The organism is Novosphingobium soli (genome assembly GCF_042432915.1).
Taxonomy (GTDB): Bacteria; Pseudomonadota; Alphaproteobacteria; order Sphingomonadales; family Sphingomonadaceae; genus Novosphingobium; species Novosphingobium soli.
The window spans coordinates 14103-32215 of sequence record NZ_JBHLWK010000002.1 but is presented as its reverse complement, the minus strand read 5'-3'; the positions used below and the strand labels follow the sequence as shown (position 1 = coordinate 32215).

The following is an 18113-nucleotide window of genomic DNA, read 5'->3' as shown; positions in this document are numbered from 1 at the left end:
CGCCTAGGCCAGGCTGTAGAGCGCGCTCGCATGGGGCGCGAGGCTGGCGACCAGCGTGCCCTGCACCCGGCCGAGGTCGCGTCGCTGCCACAGGTCGCGCACCACCGCCTTCGACCCCGCGCCGACGAGATCGAGCGGTACCCGGATGTCGCGCGCGTCCTTGCCGGTGTTGAACACCGCGAGATAGCGCGCCGTCCCGTCCTCGCGCGTCGCCGACCACACCCTGACGCCGTCCTCCACGAAGTGCGGGCGGTTGTCGCGGCTGGCCTGGTTGACCGCCAGGACCTCGGGGTTGGTGAGCAGGGCCAGCGTCGCCGCGTCGAGGTGGCGCAGGTCCCCGCCCATGATGAGCGGCGAGCGGGCGATCGACCAGAGCGTCATCAGCGTGCGCTGCTCGTCCGGGGTGAAGCGGGTGTCGCGATCGCCGAGCGCCAGGCGCCCGAGCGGCAGCATGTCGGCATCGGGCCAGGCGCCGGGGCCGCGGAACGGCGTCCAGTTCTCCAGCCGCGTGAACTGGGCCTCCAGCTGCGGCCACTCGTCCCAGAAGTCGTCGGAGATCCGCCACATCTGCGCATGGCGGCGGACGTGGTCCCCGCGCAGGACCGGGGTCTCGCCGGGCGAGAGGCTCAGCACCATCGGCCGTCCGCAGCGGGCGATGGCCCGCGCCGCCGCCTCGATCTCGGGCGCATGGGCATCGTAGGGGCGGCTCATATCGTCCATCTTGACGAAATCGACGCCCCACGAGGCGTAGAGCCGGAACAGCCCGTCGTAGTAGTCCTGCGCACCGGGCTGGGCCATGTCGACGCCGTACATGTCGGGGTTCCACGAGCAGATGCTCGAAGTGTCGGCGATGTCCTGCGCGCGCACGCCCCGAGCGCTGTAGACGGGAAGGTTCCGCTTCACCGCCTCGCGCGCGATCCCGCGCATCACGTGGATGCCGAAGCGCAGCCCCATCGCATGGACCTTCTGCGCGAGCGGCGCGAAACCCCGCCCGCGGGTGGAAGACGGGAAGCGGTTGGGCGCGGGGACCAGACGCCCATGGGCGTCGAGCGCGGGCACCGGGTTGCTGTTGTACGTGTAGCTGCTGGCCTCCGGCTCGTACCACTGGATGTCGACCGTGAACACGTCGTAGCCCGAAGGCAGCAGCGTCTCGCGCATGATCGCCGCGGTCTCGAGCGCCTGCGCCTCGGTGATGGTGCCGGCGAAGCTGTTCCAGCTGTTCCAGCCCATCGGCGGACGGGGCGCGAGGGCGGCGCCCGCCGCGATCTCTCCCGCGGCGCCGGCCGGCGCCGCGGCGGCCTTGCCGGCCAGCCCCGCCAGCGGCGCGGCTGCTGCCGCCATGATCGCCGCGCGCCGTGAGATGTCCATCGTGTCCGTGCCTCTGCCCATGAGTTTCGCGCCAGCCTTATTGTCGGACTAAATCGCCGATGCAAGCGCTGCCGCCGGCACTCTTGGCGCGCTGCGCCTGCGCTCCTAAGGAGGCGCCATGAAACCCGTCGGTCCCCCGATCACCCCTGCCGGAATGGCCGCGCTGCGCGCCCGCTACGACCACCTGCTCGGAACCGAGCGGCCCGCCATCGTCGAGATCGTCTCGTGGGCGGCGGGCAACGGCGACCGCTCGGAGAACGGCGACTATCTCTACGGCCGCAAGCGCATGCGCGAGATCGACCGCGAACTGGCATTCCTGGCGCGGCGGATGAAGGCCCTGCGCGTGGTCGATCCCGCGCAGCAGGCCGAGCGCGGCAAGGTCTTCTTCGGTGCCACGGTCGAGCTGGCCGACGAGGACGACGAGCGCCTCACCGTGACCATCGTCGGCGACGACGAGCAGGACGCGGCGGCCGGCCGCATCGGCTGGAGCGCGCCGGTCGCCCGGGCGCTTCGCGGCGCGGCGGTGGGCGACTTGCGCGTGGTGCGCCTGCCCTCGGGCGAGAAGGAGTGGGAAATCGTCGGGATCGCGTACCCGTGACTGTGCAGCTGACCCTGGAGGCGGTGCTGTTCCTGATCGGCGTCGCGTTCCTGGCAGGGAGCATCGACGCGCTCGCGGGGGGCGGCGGGCTGCTGACGATCCCCGCGCTGATGGCGTCCGGCGTTCCTCCGGTCGCCGCGCTCGCCACCAACAAGCTGCAGAGCACCATCGGCACTGCCTCGGCGTTCCTGACCTTTCATCGCGCGGGCCACGTCGACCTCAGGGCCCTCGCTCTGCCGGCCGTGGGCGCCTTCGTGGGATCGCTGGCGGGAGGGACCGCGGTGCAGTTCGTCGATCCCGCGTTCCTGGCCGCCTTCGTGCCCGTGCTACTGGTCGCGATGGCCCTCGACTTCCTGCTCGCCCCGCCGATGAGCGAGGTGGACCGAAAGGCGCGCGTCGGTCGCGGCGCGCTGGTGGCGGTCACGACCGCGATCGGCTTCTACGACGGCTTCTTCGGCCCCGGCACCGGCTCGTTCCTGACGACCGCGCTGGTGGCGCTCGCCGGGCTGGGTCTGGTGCGGGCGATCGCCAACACCAAGTTCCTGAACCTTGCCACCAACGTCGCGGGGCTTGCCGCCCTCGTCGCCGGGGGCAAAGTGCTGTGGCTGCTGGGCGGCGCGATGGCCCTGGCCAACGTCGCCGGCAACCAGCTCGGTGCACGGCTCGCGATCCGCTTCGGCGGGAAGGGCGTGCGGCCGCTCCTGGTGGTGATGTCGCTGGCGCTGACCATCAAGCTGCTGTCGGATCCGTCAAACCCGCTGCGTTCGCTGTTCTAGCCTGCGCTCCGCTCCGCTGGGGTCAAGTCAGGGTTCCGGGCGGTAGCTTGAGCCGACCCGCCCACCGGTGACCAAATGCGGGCCGAGACAAGACAACACGGGATGAGTGGGATGACGGGCATTGTCGTGAAGGACCTCGGCGAACACCTCAGCTTCGGGGCCGAGGTCTGCGGGCTCGACTGGACCACGATCGCGGACGAGGCGGTCGGGCAGCAGCTGCGCGACCTGTTCGTGGCGCGCGGCATGATCGTGTTCCGCGACATGGAGCCGAGCGCGAGATGCAGGTGGCGCTCAGCAAGGTGTTCGGCCCGCTCAAGGACCACCCCACCCAGACCACCCCGCGCGACGACGAGACCGGCGAGGAGGCGCTGGGCGTGATCGACATGCACTACACGCCCCGCGACGAGGTGGCGAAGGGCGAAGGCCTGGTGGAGATGAACGGCGCCATCATCGCCCGCTTCTCGCCCTGGCACTTCGACCACTGCTACAACGACGAGCTCAACTACGCCGGCGTGCTGCGGGCGCCGATCAACGCGCCGGTCGGCGGGCGCACCGGCTTCATGGACGGGGTCGAGCTCTACCGCCAGTTCCCGCCCGCGCTGCGCGACCGGCTGGAGGCGCGCAACGTCATCTACACGCTCGACACCCGCCTCTCGACGATGAAGTACGGCGTGAACTTCACGGCCTTGACCGAGTACGCCACCACCCCGCAGCTGCTGAAGGAAGCCTCCACCTTCCCGCGCGCGATGCATCCGGCGATCTGGACGCGCGAGACGGGGGAGAAGGTCATGCATTTCGGACCCTGGATGGCGGTCGGGCTGGAGCACCAGGAAGACCAGGAGGGCGACCGCCTGCTCGACGACGCCGCGCACGAGATCAACCGCCTGGGCGAGGGCACCAGCGCCTACTGGCACGACTGGACGCCCACCGACATGATCATCTGGGACAACCACCGCATGCTGCATGCCGTGGAGGGCTGCGACGCCCAGTACGAACGCCAGACGCTGCGCACCACGATCAAGGGCGACTACGGCCACGGCTATTTCGAGGACGGCAAGAAGATCGGCGAAGTCCAGCGCGAGATCGCCTGAGCCGCGTTGACCGGCACCGCCGGCGGGGGCACACGGATGCATGATCGCGCGTGCTTTCGCTCCCATTCTGGTCGTGCTGCTGCTTCCTTGCGCTTGTGAGGGCGCCGGCAAGGCGACGGGTGCGCCGTTCACCGAATCCATCGAACAGGCGCCCGGCGAGCCGATCCGGCTGCAGGGCCGCGTTAGCGACGCCGCTGGCGAGCTCGGTGCTGATGCGGAGAGGATGCTGGCGATACGCCTCCAGGCGCTGGAACAGGCGACGGGACACCAGATGGTCGTGGTCACCATCCCGTCGCTGAACGGAGCCGACATCGCGGACTATACCCTAGCGCTCGCCCGGCGTTGGGGCATCGGTCGGAAAGGGCCCGACGACGGAGTCGTGGTGCTGCTCGCGCCGAACGACCGCAAGGTCCGCATCGAAGTGGGCAAGGGGCTCGAGGCCAGCCTAAGCGATCGTTTCTGTTGGCATGTCATTCAGCGCGATATGCTGCCCCGGTTCAAGGAGAACGATTTCGCCGGCGGGCTGCAGCGCGGCGTCACAGCTCTCGCGGACAAGGTGACCTGAATATCCGATCATGGAGGTGTGGGAGCTGAAGGCCATCCGCCCGACGCTGCCACCGCCCCGTTCAGGCTGAGCCTGTCGAAGCCCTCAAGATTGGGCGCGAGATCCCCCATGCTTCGACAAGCTCAGCATGAGCGGTGTGGGTGGGGTGATGTCGGTTGGACCATGCCTCGTTGTTTTCCCCCGGAGATCCGGAGGCTTGAGCGCGCAAAGCCCTCCAAAGCTGCACTCTCAATCCGCTCAGGCTGAGCCTGTCGAAGCCCGCGAGGCTGGGCAGGAGGTTTCCAGGCTTCCACACGCTCGGCACGAGCGGTGTGGGTGGGGCGATGCCAGCCGGAACATGCGGCGGGGATGCCGCCCTGAGATCCGGAGGCATGAGAGCGCGCGGAATGCGGTTGAGGCGCACGCCTCTCCCGCCCTATAGGCCCGGCGATGTCCCATGCCGTTCTGCGCCTGTTGCTGCTGTCCGTCCTGACCCTGGCCGCGCCTGCCGCGGCGGCGCGCGAGAGCCTGGGGCTGTACGCGCGCTGGGGGGCGTTCCGCGATCCGCTGGTGCCGCGCTGCTATGCCATCGCCATGGCCGAGCCCAGCGCCCGGCAGCGCGACTACCAGCCCTATGCGGCGATCGGCACCTGGCCGCGGCGTGGTGCGCGCAGCCAGGTCCATTTCCGGCTCTCGCGCCAGCTGGCGCCGAACGCGGAGGTCTGGCTGCGCATCGGCGCGCGGCGCTGGGCGCTGACCGGCGGCGGCGGCGACGCCTGGCCGCGGGGCGAGGCCGACAACGCGGCGATCGTCGCGGCCATGCGGTCGGCGGCGTCAATGGCGGTCAGCGCTCGGGACACCAAGGGCCGGCGCTTCGCCGACAGCTGGGCGCTGCCGGGCGCGGCATCGGCGATGGACGCGGCGCTGATCGGCTGCGCGCGCCTGCGCTGAATGCAAGAAGGGCGGAGCCTCGCGGCCCCGCCCTTCCCTCGCCATGAGGCTCTGGATCGCGTCAGAAGCGAACGCCGACGCCGGCCACCACCTGATGGCGGTCAAGGTCGAGGTCGAAGCGGTCGCCGTCCGGGAAGTCGCCGGTGTAGTCGAGCTCACCCTTCTCGTAGTTCGAGTAGCGGTACTCGAGCTTGGCGAAGACGTTGTTGCTGATCGCCTGCTCGACGCCGGCGCCGATGCGCCAGCCGTCGGCGTCGATGTCACGGTTGGTCTCGACCGTGCCCACGGCGTTGTTCACGTCGAACTTGGCGTTGGTGTAGCCGCCCTTGGCATAGACCAGAGTGCGCGGGGACACCGCGTAGCCGAGGCGCGCGCCGACGTAGAGGTCGCGGTTGGTCTTGACGTTGCCGAGCCCGAAGCCCTCGAAGTCACCGTCCTCGAAGCTGGTCTTGGCGGTTGACCAGGTCACTTCGGCCTCCGGACCGAAGACGAGGTTGCCCGAGCGGAAGTCGTAGCCGGCGCCGACACCGTAGAGCAGGCCGTCGATCGACTGGTCGTTGTCCTCGTTGACGTCGTCGTCGATGCTGCTGCCGGCCTTGGACACGTCGTAGCCGACCAGGCCTTCGACATGGAAGCCCGAGAACGGCTCCACCGGAGCGACGTCCTGCGCCATGGCAGGCACGGAAGCCATCGCGGCACCGGCAGCGAGGCAGACAAGGATCTTCTTCATACAGTACTCCAATCAATCCATTCGAGCGGGCGACCCGCTTGTTTCCTGAGGCAGTTTCGCCTGCCTTGGACTGGTCAAATGCGCACTCTCCACCCGGAGTTTCCTGAACCTAAGACAACGAAAACGCTGATGTATTTTCGTCACACTTTGGAGATGAACGGAGTGGAGAGCACGATCCGCCGCGGGAACAGCCATGGGGCCGCTGCGTTCACGCGGCCACCCGCGTACCTCGCGCGGCCGCGCATCTTTCGCTTCGGGCCGATATGCACTATATGCCCGCCGATCATGTCAGACACGAATACCATTCACGCCGGCGCGGCCAGCGCCGTGGAGGCGGACGCGGCGTCCGCTGCCGGCCTCATGCCGATCCCCGGTCATGTCGACCCGGTCCCGGTGCCGCGCCCTTCGCTGGTGGAAGGCGTGACCCCGCGCGAGGACGGGCGCATCGACCTGATCGGCCTGCCGCGCAAGCGCATCGCCGAGCTGTTCGAGAGTGCCGGGCTCGACGCCAAGGCGGCACGGCTCCGCGCCAAGCAGGTGTTCCACTGGCTCTACCATCGCGGCGTGACCGAGTTCGAGGCGATGACCGACATCGCCAAGGCCATGCGCCCCTGGCTGGCCGAGCGTTTCGTGATCGGGCGGCCGGACATCGTCGAGGCGCAGCATTCCAGCGACGGCACCCGCAAGTGGCTGCTGCGCACCGCCGACGGCCACGACTTCGAGATGGTCTTCATCCCGGATGCCGACCGCGGCACGCTATGCGTCTCCTCGCAGGTCGGCTGCACGCTGAACTGCCGCTTCTGCCATACCGGCACCATGCGCCTGGTGCGCAACCTGACCGCGGGCGAGATCGTCGGCCAGGTCATGCTGGCCCGCGACGCGCTGGGCGAGTGGCCGCGGGGCGGCGGCACCATGGCGGGGCTGGAAGAGGACGAGGACGAAGGCTCCTACTCGGCCGATGGGCGCCTGCTCACGAACATCGTGATGATGGGCATGGGCGAGCCGCTCTACAACTTCGACAACGTGCGCGACGCGCTCAAGCTGGTGATGGACGGCGACGGCCTCGCCTTGTCCAAGCGCCGTATCACGCTCTCCACCTCGGGCGTGATCCCGCAGATGGAGCGCTGCGGCCAGGAGATCGGCGTCAACCTCGCGGTCTCGCTCCACGCCGTGACCAAGGACGTGCGCGACGAGATCGTGCCGATCAACAAGAAGTACGGGATCGAGGAGCTGCTGCAGGCCTGCGCCGACTATCCCGGCGCCAGCAACGCCCGGCGCATCACCTTCGAGTACGTGATGCTCAAGGACAAGAACGATTCCGACGCCGACGCGCGCGAGCTGGTCCGCCTGCTGCGCAAGTACGACCTGCCGGCCAAGGTCAACCTGATCCCGTTCAACCCCTGGCCCGGCGCGCCCTACGAGTGCTCGACGCCCGAGCGGATCAGGGCCTTCTCCGACATCGTGTTCGAGGCCGGCATCTCCGCGCCGGTGCGCACTCCGCGCGGGCGCGACATCGACGCGGCCTGCGGCCAGCTCAAGACCGCGGCCGAGAAGAAGAGCCGCGCCGAGCTGGACCGGCTCTATGCCGAGAAGGACGCCGCCCTGGGGTGATCGGCCCCGGGCCGCGCGTCATGCCCCGGTCAGCGCCGCGACGAGGTCCCTGACCTTCTTCTGCCGCCACTGCGGCAGCGGCGCCACCAGCCAGTAGCCGCGCCGGCAGGGCACCGGCTGGCCCACCGGGGTGCCGCGGCTGTCGGCCGCAAGGCTGGCGGCGAGCACCGCGGGGATCCGCGCACGGCCCATGCCCGCCAGCGCCGCGGCGGTCGCCTGCCCGGCATCGCCGACCATGACCGGCGGCTTGCCATCCTCGCCCTCGCCCGCCGCCGTCTCGTCGGGCGCGGGGTCGCCGGGCCAGCCGATCCAGTCCCCGCTGCCCACCTCGACCCATTCGGCGCTGCCGAGGGCGACGCCTTCGAGGTCCCCCGGCCCTTCGGTCCAGCGCACCGCCAGGTCGAGGTTGGCCTCGGTGAAGTCGGTCATCTCGCCGTCGACGAGGACGTAGCGGACCTGCGGATGCGCGGCGCGGAAGGCGGCAAGACGCGGGGCGAGCCAGGCGGCGAAGAACTCGCGCGGGGCGGCGATGGTGTAGACGTGGCTCGACTGCCCGGCCTGCATCGCCTGCACCGCGTCCTCGAAGTGGAGGAAGCCGGTGCGCAGCGCGGCGAGCCCGGCGCCCGCCTCCTCGGTCAGCTCCAGGCCCTTGCTGGTGCGGCGGAACAGGACCACGCCGAGCAGGTCCTCCAGCGCCCGGATCTGCTGTCCCACCGCGGCGGGAGTGACCGCCAGCTCGTCCGCGGCGCGGGTGAACGAGAGGTGCCGCGCCGCGGCGTCGAAGACGCGCAGCGCGTTCAAGGGCAGGTGAGTGCGCTTCATGGCGCTTCCCTAAGGCCCGCGGCGCGGCAGGGCAATGCCGCGGCGGCGCGTTTCAACCCGCGGTCGCGGGTGCGGCAAGCGGGAAGAACGGGATGTCGGCCTGCAGTTCCAGCCCGTCGTCCCGGCGGAACACGTAGTGGCCTTCCATCGAGCCCTGCGCGGTCGAGAGCGGGCAGCCCGAGACGTAGTCGTGGCTGCGGCCCGGCGCGATGATCGGCTGCTCGCCCACCACGCCTTCGCCCTCGACCGTCTCGACCTTGCCGGTGGCGTCGGTGATGCGCCAGTGCCGGGTCATCAGCTGGAGCGTGTGGCCGGTCTCGTTCTCGATCCGGATGTGGTAGACCCAGAACCACTTGCCCGCCTCGATCCGAGATTGCTCGGGCAGGAAATTGACGGCGACGCGCACGATCAGGCCATCGGTGATGGCGGTATGCTGGAACAGTTCCTTCATGACGAAGGGGAGCCTAACGACGATTCCACCAACCGACAACCGCCTTGCGCGAGGCCGGTTCCTGGCCGCACAGGCGGATCAGAGACCCGCCTTCGCCAGCGCCTGGTCCATGTCCTCGATCAGGTCTTCGATGTCCTCGAGCCCGACGTTGAGCCGCAGCATGCCTTCTCCGATGCCCATCGCCTCGCGCCCTTCGGCGCCCATGTTGTGGTGGGTGGTCGAGGCCGGGTGGCACATCAGCGAACGCGAGTCCCCGATGTTGTTCGAGATGTCGATCAGCTGCAGCGCGTCGAGCAGCGCGTGAGCCTGCGCCCGCCCGCCGTCGAGCACCATGCTGAAGATCGGGCCGCAGGCGTCCATCTGCTTCATCGCCAGCGCCTGCTGCGGGTGGCTGTCGAGCCAGGGATGCAGGATCCGCGGCACCCGCTTCTCGACGAAGCGGCCGAGCGCCAGCGCGTTCTCGCTCTGCTTGCGGGCGCGCAGGTCCAGCGTCTCGAGCCCCTTGAGCACCACCCAGGCGTTGAACGGCGACAGGTTGGGCCCGGTGTTGCGCTGGAAGGGCAGCAGCTTGTCGTTGATGAATTCCTCGGAACCGCAGACCGCCCCCGCCAAGACCCGGCCCTGCCCGTCCATCAGCTTGGTCGCGGAATAGGCGACGACGTCGATCCCGAACTCGAGCGGGCGCTGCAGGGCGGGGCTGCAGAAGGCATTGTCCACCACCGTGGTGATGCCGTGGGCCTTGGCGATCTCGGCGATGGCGGCGAGGTCCGCCACGTCCATCGTCGGGTTGGCCGGGGTCTCGAAGAAGAACACCTTGGTGTTCGGCCGGATCGCGGCCTCCCACTGCGCGGTGTCCCCGGCGTCCACCACCGTCGTCTCCACCCCGAAGCGCGGGAGGAGATGGTCGCCCAGCCAGCGGCACGAGCCGAAGGCGGCACGGGCGCCGACCATGTGGTCGCCGGCGGAGAGCTGGCACAGCAGCGCCGCGGTCATCGCCGCCATGCCCGAGGCCTGGGTGCGGCACGCCTCGGCGCCTTCGAGCAGCGCGATGCGCTCCTCGAGCATCGCCACGGTCGGGTTCTGCAGGCGCGAGTAGGTCATCCCCTCCTGCTCGCCCGCGAAGCGCGCGGCGACGCTGGCGGCATCGTCGTACGAATAGCCCGAGGTGAGGAAGAGCGCCTCACTCGTCTCGCCCATCTCCGAACGCCAGGTGCCGCCGCGGATCGCGCGGGTGGCGGGGCGCCAGTTGCGGGTCTGGGTGCGGTCCTGTCCGGTCGTGCGTTTCATGGCCACAGCCTCTAGGAGGGCGCGCGGGCGAGCGCAAGCACGGGGCCCCGCGAAGACCGCGACCATGCGCGGCCCCCGCTTGCCGAAATCCGCGAAGCCCCTTATCCCGCGCAGCCGATGCCGCCAGCCGCCCGACAGAATCGCGATCCTCTGGGCTGGTGCCTGCTCGTCGTCGTCGCGTTCCAGGCGCTGGTCCTGTGGCGCATCGCGATCCCCTCGCGCTACTACTTCGACGAGGTCCACTACGTCCCGGCCGCGCTCAAGCTGCTGGAGCTGATCCCCGCCAACCGCGAGCATCCGCTGTTCGGCAAGGAAGTGATCGCCGGCCTGATCCACCTCCTCGGCGACCGGCCGCTGGCCTGGCGGCTGGGTCCGGCGCTGTTCGGGGGGCTTGGCCTGCTCGCCTTCGCCCGGCTGGTGTGGCACGTGACGCAGCGCCGGCGAGCGACAATCGCCGCGACGGTGCTGCTCGCCACCAACTTCATGTGGTTCATCCAGAGCCGCATCGCCATGCTCGACATGATCGCGGCGGGGCTGTGCATGGTCGGCCTATGGCAGTTCGCCGCCGCGCTGCGCGCACGCCGCACCGGGGCCGCGCGGCTGCGGCTGATCGCCAGCGGGCTCGCCCTCGGCCTGTCGCTCGGCGCCAAGTGGAGCGGCGCGCCGGCGCTGATGATGCCAGGGCTCGTCTTCCTCGCCCTGCGCGTGCACGAGACCGGCCCGCTGCGGATCGGGCGCAAGGGCGCCGGCCCGGTGAAAGGCGTGACGCTGGTGGAGGCGGCGCTGTGGCTGGGGCTGTTCCCGCTTGCGGTCTACTGGGCCACCTACCTGCCGGCGATGTTCTATCCGCATCATGCGGTCGCCCCGCTGGGCGTCATCGAACAGCACGAGCTGATGGTCCGCCTGCAGGACAGCGTGAAGAAGCCGCACCCCTACCGGACCTTCTGGTACCAGTGGGTCGTCGACTGGCGCGGCATCTGGTACCTGTTCGAGAACGTCGACGGGGCCCAGCGCGGCGTGGTCATGCTGGGCAACCCGGTGTCGATGCTGGCGGGGCTGCCGGCGCTGGCCTGGGGCCTGTGGGCGGCGCTGTGCCGCCGGCGCTGGGACGTGCTGTTCTTCGCGGTGCTCTATGCCCTGTGCCTGGTCATGTGGATCGTCAACGGCAAGCCGGTCCAGTTCTACTACCACTACCTGCTGCCCGGCGCCTTCCTGATGGCGAGCCTGGCGCTGGCGCTCGACGCGCTGTGGGACCGGCGCGACCGCTGGCGCGCGGCGGCGACCGGGACGATGGCGCTGTCGGTCGCGATGTTCGCGCTGTTCTACCCGATCATCTCGGCCTGGCCGCTGCCGTTCAAGAGCGCCTACAACTTCTGGATGTGGCTGCCGAGCTGGCGCTGAAGCGTCGGCCCCGGTCGGTTCCGGTCGGCCCCGGGACGACGCTCCAGCGAGTCAGCCCACGCGCCGTTCAGGCGGCGACGCGGTGCTTGTCGTCGCCGTGGACGAGCATGTGCTCCCAGGCGCCCAGCGTCATGGTGTCGAGGTATTCGCGCTGCATCTCGTCGGTCAGCACCTCGACCATGCGATCGCCCTCCACCCACAGCTCGATGACGCCGAAGGCGCCGCCGCGCTTGCGGTACTTGGCCGGCCAGCCCTCGCGCATGGCGATGCCGAAGACCTCGGCCTGCGAGCGGCGGGTCGCCATCGCGAAGTGCGTGGCGCTCAGCCCGCCCTCGCCCGGTGCGCCGAGCGCGTCGGCATCGCCCGGCGCCTCGACCAGCTGCGTGCCGCGCGGATAGACCTCGACCAGCGTGTTGCGCTCGTCGCCGGCATGCGCGACCCAGCTCCCCTCCGCCACCGGCGGAAACGGCGTGGCCCGCCCGCCGAGCAGCTCGGCAAGCACCTGTGCAACACGACGCGGATCGCGCGCGTCGATGGAAACGTGAAAGATCATCTGGCTTCTCCCCAATTCTCGGATGCGGCCGCAAAGACGAGCAGCGGCGATTCGACAAGGCGAATTCCGACGAACGACTTGCCCAGCCGACTAATGACAGAACTTTTACTTGAATCGGGGAGCGGGACTGGGCGTTCTTTGTGCTTCACCCCTCCACCCCCCGCTGCGCGGGCGGTCCCCCTCCCCATTCCTGCGGAACGGGGAGGATGGGATGGGAGCAATCCTCCCTGTCGCGAAGCGATGGGGAGGTGGCAGCGCGTCAGCGCTGACGGAGGGGGCCCTTCCGGGCACGGCCCGTCGTCCGCTGGCGAATGCGGGGTAACGCCTGGGGGAAGTCGCTGGCGAACATCGGGCCGGCGTCGGGGCGTCCCTGCAGGCGCGCGGGGACGGTGCGAAGGTCGCGTCGCGAACGACCGGGTAGCCATCGCCGCAGCCCGGTTCGGCCCTGGCGGAAACGGTCCGGACCGGCGCTGCGGGCTCGCAGACAGGGGCCGGTCCTCTCCCGCGGCGTGGACCTGGACGACAAGCGCCAGCGACCGGTGCGCGGGAGCGGGGGTGGAGGGGGCCGCAAGCCGCCCCGTCCGTGAACCGCTTCCGGGAGGACGCTCGTGGCGTGGTCCACGGCTTTCAACCCGCGCACGGCCCACGACGCCGACCCGATACACCGTCCCGGAACGTGGCCACGCTCCAGTCCGAATGGCGGGACTTATAACCTAAATGGTTCTCAATGTCAAGCGAAACGGCGACGGCGCCCGTTGGCGCCGCCGCCGGCCCTTCCTCCCCAGGAAACGTGTCAGTCGCAGGCCTCTCAGGTTTAGGCCGCTCAGCCTCAGGCCGCTCAGCCTCAGCCGCTCAGGCGCGGGCCATAGCAGCGGCGACGGCTGCGTCGATCTCCGACTTCATCGGGTTGCGGCGCAGGGTCAAGCCGCCGTTCACCTGCAGGTTCTCGCCGGTCATGAAGCACTCGTCGCTGGCCAGCCAGACCACCGCGGCCGCGATGTCGTCGCTCGTCCCGATGCGGCCCAGCGGATAGCCGGCGAGGAAGGCGTCGAACAGCCCAGGCACCTGCCCCGCCTCGGCGGTCATCGGTGTCTCGGTGAGGCCGGGCGAGATCGAGTTGGCGCGCACGCCTTCCGCGCCGAACTCGTGCGCGACGCAGCGGATCACGTGGTCGGCGCCGGCCTTGGTGCCCATGTAGGCGGCATGGTCGTTGAGCATGATGGTCGCGGTGGCCGAGCTGATCTGGATCAGCGAGCCGCCCTGCCCGCCCTGGCTGCGCGCCATCTTGCGCACCATCGCCTGGTAGAAGTGGAAAGGCCCCACGTACTGCAGCATGGTCATCGCCATCAGTTCGTCGTGCGTGGTCCCGAGGAACGGCTTGAGCAGGCCCCAGCCGGTGGCGTTGACCGCGATGTCGATGCCGCCGAGGTCCTGCGCGGCGCTGTCCGCCAGCGCATCGACGCTGGCCTGGTCGGTGAGGTCGCAGGGCGCCCAGGCGCAGCCGTGCCGCTCCGCGAAGCGGGCGAGCACCTCCTCCTTGCGGCCCGACACCAGCACCTTCGCGCCCTCCGCCATCAGCCGCCGCGCGATGTGCTGGCCCATGTTGTCCGGGCTGCTGGCGCCCAGGATCACGGCGCGCTTGCCTTCAAGGCGTCCCATCCGCACTCTCCTCTCGGTCCTGTCGCCCGATCCGCTAGCACGGCGGCGCCGGGTCCATTCCTGACCAAAGAAATAGTGGCGGGCGGCTGCCCCAGCGCCGAAACCACGCCCACAACAAACGCGCGCGAAGGCAGAGGAGCAGCGACGATGGATCTCGGACTGAAGGGCAAGAAGGTCATTCTCACCGGCGGCAGCCGCGGCATCGGCCGCGCCGCGCTGGAAATCTTCGCCGAGGAAGGCTGCGACATCGCGTTCTTCTCGCGCAATGCCGAACAGGTCGCGCAGACGGTCGAATCGCTCTCGCGCCACGGCGGCAAGGTGGTGGGCGAGGCGCTCGACATGCTCGACCACGAGGCTTACGTCGCCTGGCTCAAGTCGGCCGCGGACCAGCTCGGCGGCTGCGACGTCTTCGTGCCGGGCGCCAGCGCCTCGGGTTCGGGGGCGACGGGCGACTGGGAGGCCTGCTTCGCCGCCGACATCAAGGGCACCGTGCTCGGCTGCGAGACGCTGCAGCCCTACCTGGCGGAATCGGGCGCCGGCGCGATCGTCATCATGGCCTCCACCGCGGGCACCGAGACCTTCATCGTCCCCCAGGCGTTCAACGCCATGAAGGCAGCGCTGATCGCCTACTCGGGCCAGCTCGGTCAGATGGTGGGTCCGCAGGGCATCCGCGTGAACTGCGTCTCCCCCGGGCCGATCAAGTTCCCCGGCGGCAACTGGGAAGCGATCGGCGAGATGGCGCCCGAGCTCTACCAGGCGACCGAGGCGGCCTTTGCCCTCGGCCGCTGGGGGGGCCCGGAGGAAGTGGCGCGCACCATCGTGTTCCTGGCGAGCCCGGCGTCCTCCTACACCACCGGCACCAACGTGGTGATCGACGGCGGCTACACCAAGCGCATCCAGTTCTGAGGCTTTTCCCCGCGCCGCAGGACCAGGACGGCGGGCCCTCTCGCGGGGGCCCGCCGTTTTGCGTGCGCCCGGGCCGGGGACGCTTCGCCGCCCGGATCGGCCCCACCTGTGCAAAGCGACAGGTAGGACGCGCGAAGTTCCGGGGCATAGTGGCTCACGACAAGGCCGACCCGGTAAGGGCGGCCGAACGGGGAGGAATACCGATGGCATCCGCATGCGTTCGCGGAGCGTGGTCTGCCGCGCTCATCCGGGTTGCGCTCACATCGAGCGCGCTGACCTGCATCTCCATGCCGGCGCTGGCGCAGGAGGCCGGCGCGGAGACCGCCTCGGTCGATCCCAACGAGATCATCGTCTCGGCCCGGCGCCGCTCCGAGACCCTGCAGGAGACCCCGGTCGCGATCACCGCGGTGAACTCGGCGATGATCGAGGACAAGGCCGCGCTCAACATCGGCGACCTCATGGGCACCGCGCCCAACCTCATCATCACCAACCAGGCGTCGGGCGCGGCGGCGGCGAACCTCTCGATCCGCGGCCTCACCTACGCCGACGTCGAGAAGTCGGCCGAACCCACCGTGGGCGTGGTGGTGGACGGCGTCTTCATCGGCACCAGCACCGGCCAGTTCTTCGACTTCTTCGACATCGAGCAGATCGAAGTGCTGCGCGGACCGCAGGGCACGCTGTTCGGCCGCAACACCATCGGCGGCGTCGTCAACATCCGCCGCACCCGCCCCACCGGCGAACTGGGCGTGAAGGCGGAGATCTCCTACGGCCGCTTCGACACGCTCGCCACGCGCGCCGTCGTCAACGTGCCGCTGGGCCAGAACCTGGCGCTCAAGGGCTTCTACTTCCACAACCAGTCGGACGGCTGGTATCGCCAGGCCCAGGACGGCCGCCGCCGCGGCGGCTCGAACAACGAGAACTTCGGCGCCAGCCTGCTGGCGACGCCGACGGACGGGTTCGAGGCCCTGCTGACGATCGAGAAGCAGGTGCAGGACTTCGACCCGGCGACCTCGATCCTGACCAATTCGGGCGATGCGTTCTGCGCCCTCGCGCCGGCGCAGGAGTGCAACCGCAACACCACCGGCGATCTCTACACCGTCTTCGGCGAGCCCACCTCCTCCCACTACAGCGCGCCGGCCGCGACCCTGGAGATGAACCTGGACGTGGGCGAAGTGAAGCTGACCTCGGTCACCGGCTATCGCGAATCGGAAGAAGGGCAGACGCAGGACTTCGATTCCAGCTCGACCGACCTCTACTACGTCTACCGTGGACAGGACTACGACCAGTTCAGCCAGGAACTGCGTGCCGCGGGCAACTTCGGCCCCAGCTTCGACTATGTCGTGGGCGCCTATTACTTCCGCTCGAACTACGAGCTGGACCAGTGGACCCGCGTCACCGCGTTCAGTCCCGGCGTCGACCCCCGCGACTACGACCAGAACCCGCAGCACGTCGAGGGCAAGACCCGCTCGATCGCGGTGTTCGGCGACTTCAACTGGGCCTTCGCCGACAAGTTCCGCCTGTCCTTCGGCGGCCGCTTCACTCGTGACAAGAAGGCGCTCAGCAATGCCTTCGGCGGCGTGCTGATCGGCCAGGGATCGGACAGCTTCAAGAAGTTCACCCCCAAGGTGGGCGTCGACTACCGACCGTCCGACGACGTCATGGTCTATGCCTCGTGGTCGCGCGGCTACCGCTCGGGCGGGTTCTCCCCACGCGCCGGCTCCGCCGAGAGCGCGAGCCGCGCCTATGGTCCGGAGACGGTGGACAGCTACGAGATCGGCGGCAAGTTCGACATGATGGGCGGCATGCTGCAGCTCAACCTTGCGGGCTTCATCTCGAAGTACAAGGACCTGCAGCAGAACAACAACGTCTTCTGCGCCACTTGCGCCACGCAGAACGAGACCGTCACCAGCAACGTCGGCTCGGCCACGATCAAGGGCATCGAGGCGGACTTCACCCTGCGCCCGACGCAGGGGCTGACGATCAGCGGCGCGCTGGGCCTGCTGGACTCGAAGTTCAAGGGCTTCATCGTCGGCGGCGTGTCGCCGGTGACGGGCGCGATCATTCCGTTCGACTTCTCGAACAACGACCTGATCTACAACCCGGACATGACCGCATCGCTGAGCGCGACCTATACGGTGCCGACCAGCTTCGGCGAAGTGGTGGGCAACGTGGGCTACCGCTACATCGGCCGCTACGACCAGCAGATCTCGGTCGGCGGGCTGACCGGAGACACCACCAACGGCCCCGCCATCGTCACCGGCAACGACCCGCGCGTGCGCACCGACGAGCAGAACCTCGTCGACGCCAGCCTCACCACGCGCTTCGACCTGGCGGGCACCGAGGCCCACGTGACGCTGTTCGGGCGCAACCTGCTCGACGACCGCGGGCCGACCCACGGCTTCACCGTCGGCGGCCTGTTCGCCTTCGGCACCGCGCGCGAGCCGCGCACCTACGGCGTCACGCTGGGGGTGAAGTACTGAGCACGGATCGGACCCTCCGGTCCCTTTACGGGGATGCGCGGCCCTCCCCTCGCCGCGCATCCCCCTTTTATTGACGAAGGAGTTTGCAGATGACGGGTCGTCTCGAAGGCAAGATCGCGCTGGTGACCGGCGCCGGCAATGCGCGCGGTCTGGGCGCCGCCACCGCCCACCGCTTCGCCGAGGAAGGCGCCTTCGTCTACGTCACCGACCTTGACGCCCAGGGTGCGGAGGCCGTCGCTTCCGCCATCGTGGACGCCGGCGGACAGGCCGAGGCGCTGGCGCAGGACGTCACCAGCGAGGCCTCGTGGGATGCCCTCTTCGCCGCCATCGAGAAGGGCCACGGCCGCCTCGACGTGCTGGTCAACAATGCCGGCATCGCCATTCTCAAGCCGCTGGAGCAGCTCACCGCCGCCGACTGGGAGCGGCAGAACAAGGTCAACCTCGACAGCGTGTTCTACGGCACCCAGCGTGCGGTCGCGCTGATGCGCAAGGTCGGCCAGGGCGGCTCGATCGTGAACCTCTCCTCGATCGCCGGGCTGGTGGGCGTGACGATGTGCGGCGCCTATGCCGCGGCCAAGAGCGGGGTGCGCCTGTTCTCCAAGGTCGTGGCGATGGAATGCGCGGCGCAGAACATCCGCTGCAACTCGGTCCATCCCGGCATGATCGAGACCGCCATGCAGGACGTCGCCCGATCCGACAATCCCGAAGGCTTCAAGCAGATCGTGAGCGGGATCCCGATGCAGCGCATGGGCACCCCGCGCGACATCGCCAACATGAACCTGTTCCTCGCCAGCGACGAGGCGAACTACATCACCGGCTGCGAGTTCGTGGTCGACGGCGGCGTCACGGCGATGTGAGCTTCTGGCGCGAGGGGGTGCGATCGGC

The 18113-nt window shown here is 69.4% G+C and carries 17 protein-coding genes; 10 read left to right on the top strand and 7 right to left on the bottom strand.

Annotated elements, in window-relative coordinates; genetic code table 11:
* Positions 1-3: 3 nt before the first annotated feature.
* The gene (locus ACFFJC_RS01145) at positions 4-1368 is read right to left on the bottom strand and encodes a glycoside hydrolase family 27 protein (protein ID WP_379485742.1); all 1365 of its coding nucleotides are present in this window, start codon (positions 1366-1368) and stop codon (positions 4-6) included.
* Positions 1369-1486: 118 nt separating this feature from the next.
* On the opposite strand from ACFFJC_RS01145, the gene greB reads away from it, so the two are divergent.
* The 5 genes from greB to ACFFJC_RS01120 all read left to right on the top strand — a co-directional run bounded on the left by greB (position 1487) and on the right by ACFFJC_RS01120 (position 5328).
* Positions 1487-1966, top strand: a complete 480-nt coding sequence (gene greB, locus ACFFJC_RS01140) for a transcription elongation factor GreB (RefSeq protein ID WP_379485741.1) — start codon at positions 1487-1489, stop codon at positions 1964-1966.
* Positions 1963-2742: a TSUP family transporter gene (locus ACFFJC_RS01135; protein ID WP_379485740.1), complete on the top strand. Its 780-nt coding sequence runs from the start codon at positions 1963-1965 to the stop codon at positions 2740-2742. The genes greB and ACFFJC_RS01135 overlap by 4 nt, the downstream gene beginning before the upstream one ends.
* A gap of 278 nt (positions 2743-3020) precedes the next feature.
* Positions 3021-3833: a TauD/TfdA dioxygenase family protein gene (locus ACFFJC_RS01130; protein ID WP_379485739.1), complete on the top strand. Its 813-nt coding sequence runs from the start codon at positions 3021-3023 to the stop codon at positions 3831-3833.
* A gap of 40 nt (positions 3834-3873) precedes the next feature.
* On the top strand, positions 3874-4398 hold the full coding sequence (locus ACFFJC_RS01125) for a TPM domain-containing protein (RefSeq protein ID WP_379485738.1): 525 nt from the start codon (positions 3874-3876) through the stop codon (positions 4396-4398).
* A 429-nt stretch (positions 4399-4827) separates the two neighbouring features.
* Entirely contained in the window at positions 4828-5328 is a 501-nt protein-coding gene (locus ACFFJC_RS01120; RefSeq protein WP_379485737.1) for a hypothetical protein, read from the top strand.
* Positions 5329-5389: 61 nt separating this feature from the next.
* Here the strand turns inward: ACFFJC_RS01120 and ACFFJC_RS01115 are convergent, their stop codons facing one another.
* Positions 5390-6058: an outer membrane protein gene (locus ACFFJC_RS01115; protein ID WP_379485736.1), complete on the bottom strand. Its 669-nt coding sequence runs from the start codon at positions 6056-6058 to the stop codon at positions 5390-5392.
* A gap of 360 nt (positions 6059-6418) precedes the next feature.
* Here ACFFJC_RS01115 and rlmN point away from each other — a divergent pair, with 360 nt between their 5' ends.
* On the top strand, positions 6419-7669 hold the full coding sequence (rlmN, locus tag ACFFJC_RS01110) for a dual-specificity RNA methyltransferase RlmN (protein ID WP_379485787.1): 1251 nt from the start codon (positions 6419-6421) through the stop codon (positions 7667-7669).
* 18 nt (positions 7670-7687) lie between these two features.
* On the opposite strand, the gene ACFFJC_RS01105 is transcribed toward rlmN, so the two are convergent.
* The 3 genes from ACFFJC_RS01105 to ACFFJC_RS01095 form a co-directional block, all read right to left on the bottom strand.
* Positions 7688-8491, bottom strand: coding sequence for a LysR family transcriptional regulator (locus tag ACFFJC_RS01105; RefSeq protein ID WP_379485735.1), 804 nt, complete (start codon positions 8489-8491; stop codon positions 7688-7690).
* Between the two features lie 52 nt (positions 8492-8543).
* Positions 8544-8942: a Co2+/Mg2+ efflux facilitator ApaG/CorD gene (gene apaG, locus ACFFJC_RS01100; RefSeq protein ID WP_379485734.1), complete on the bottom strand. Its 399-nt coding sequence runs from the start codon at positions 8940-8942 to the stop codon at positions 8544-8546.
* Positions 8943-9020: 78 nt separating this feature from the next.
* Positions 9021-10229, bottom strand: coding sequence for a trans-sulfuration enzyme family protein (locus ACFFJC_RS01095; RefSeq protein WP_379485733.1), 1209 nt, complete (start codon positions 10227-10229; stop codon positions 9021-9023).
* 117 nt (positions 10230-10346) lie between these two features.
* On the opposite strand from ACFFJC_RS01095, the gene ACFFJC_RS01090 reads away from it, so the two are divergent.
* Complete coding sequence (locus ACFFJC_RS01090; RefSeq protein WP_379485732.1) at positions 10347-11630, top strand: phospholipid carrier-dependent glycosyltransferase; 1284 nt, start codon at positions 10347-10349, stop codon at positions 11628-11630.
* 67 nt (positions 11631-11697) lie between these two features.
* Here the strand turns inward: ACFFJC_RS01090 and ACFFJC_RS01085 are convergent, their stop codons facing one another.
* Positions 11698-12183, bottom strand: coding sequence for a hypothetical protein (locus ACFFJC_RS01085; RefSeq protein WP_379485731.1), 486 nt, complete (start codon positions 12181-12183; stop codon positions 11698-11700).
* A gap of 852 nt (positions 12184-13035) precedes the next feature.
* Positions 13036-13842 carry an SDR family NAD(P)-dependent oxidoreductase gene (locus ACFFJC_RS01080; RefSeq protein WP_379485730.1) on the bottom strand — a complete coding sequence of 269 codons (807 nt, stop codon included), beginning with the start codon at positions 13840-13842 and terminating at the stop codon, positions 13036-13038.
* Positions 13843-13989: 147 nt separating this feature from the next.
* On the opposite strand from ACFFJC_RS01080, the gene ACFFJC_RS01075 reads away from it, so the two are divergent.
* The 3 genes from ACFFJC_RS01075 (at position 13990) to ACFFJC_RS01065 (ending at position 18085) form a co-directional block, all read left to right on the top strand.
* Positions 13990-14748, top strand: coding sequence for an SDR family NAD(P)-dependent oxidoreductase (locus ACFFJC_RS01075; protein WP_379485729.1), 759 nt, complete (start codon positions 13990-13992; stop codon positions 14746-14748).
* A 203-nt stretch (positions 14749-14951) separates the two neighbouring features.
* Positions 14952-17228 carry a TonB-dependent receptor gene (locus ACFFJC_RS01070; RefSeq protein ID WP_379485728.1) on the top strand — a complete coding sequence of 759 codons (2277 nt, stop codon included), beginning with the start codon at positions 14952-14954 and terminating at the stop codon, positions 17226-17228.
* Positions 17229-17317: 89 nt separating this feature from the next.
* On the top strand, positions 17318-18085 hold the full coding sequence (locus ACFFJC_RS01065; protein ID WP_379485727.1) for an SDR family NAD(P)-dependent oxidoreductase: 768 nt from the start codon (positions 17318-17320) through the stop codon (positions 18083-18085).
* Positions 18086-18113 lie beyond the last annotated feature (28 nt).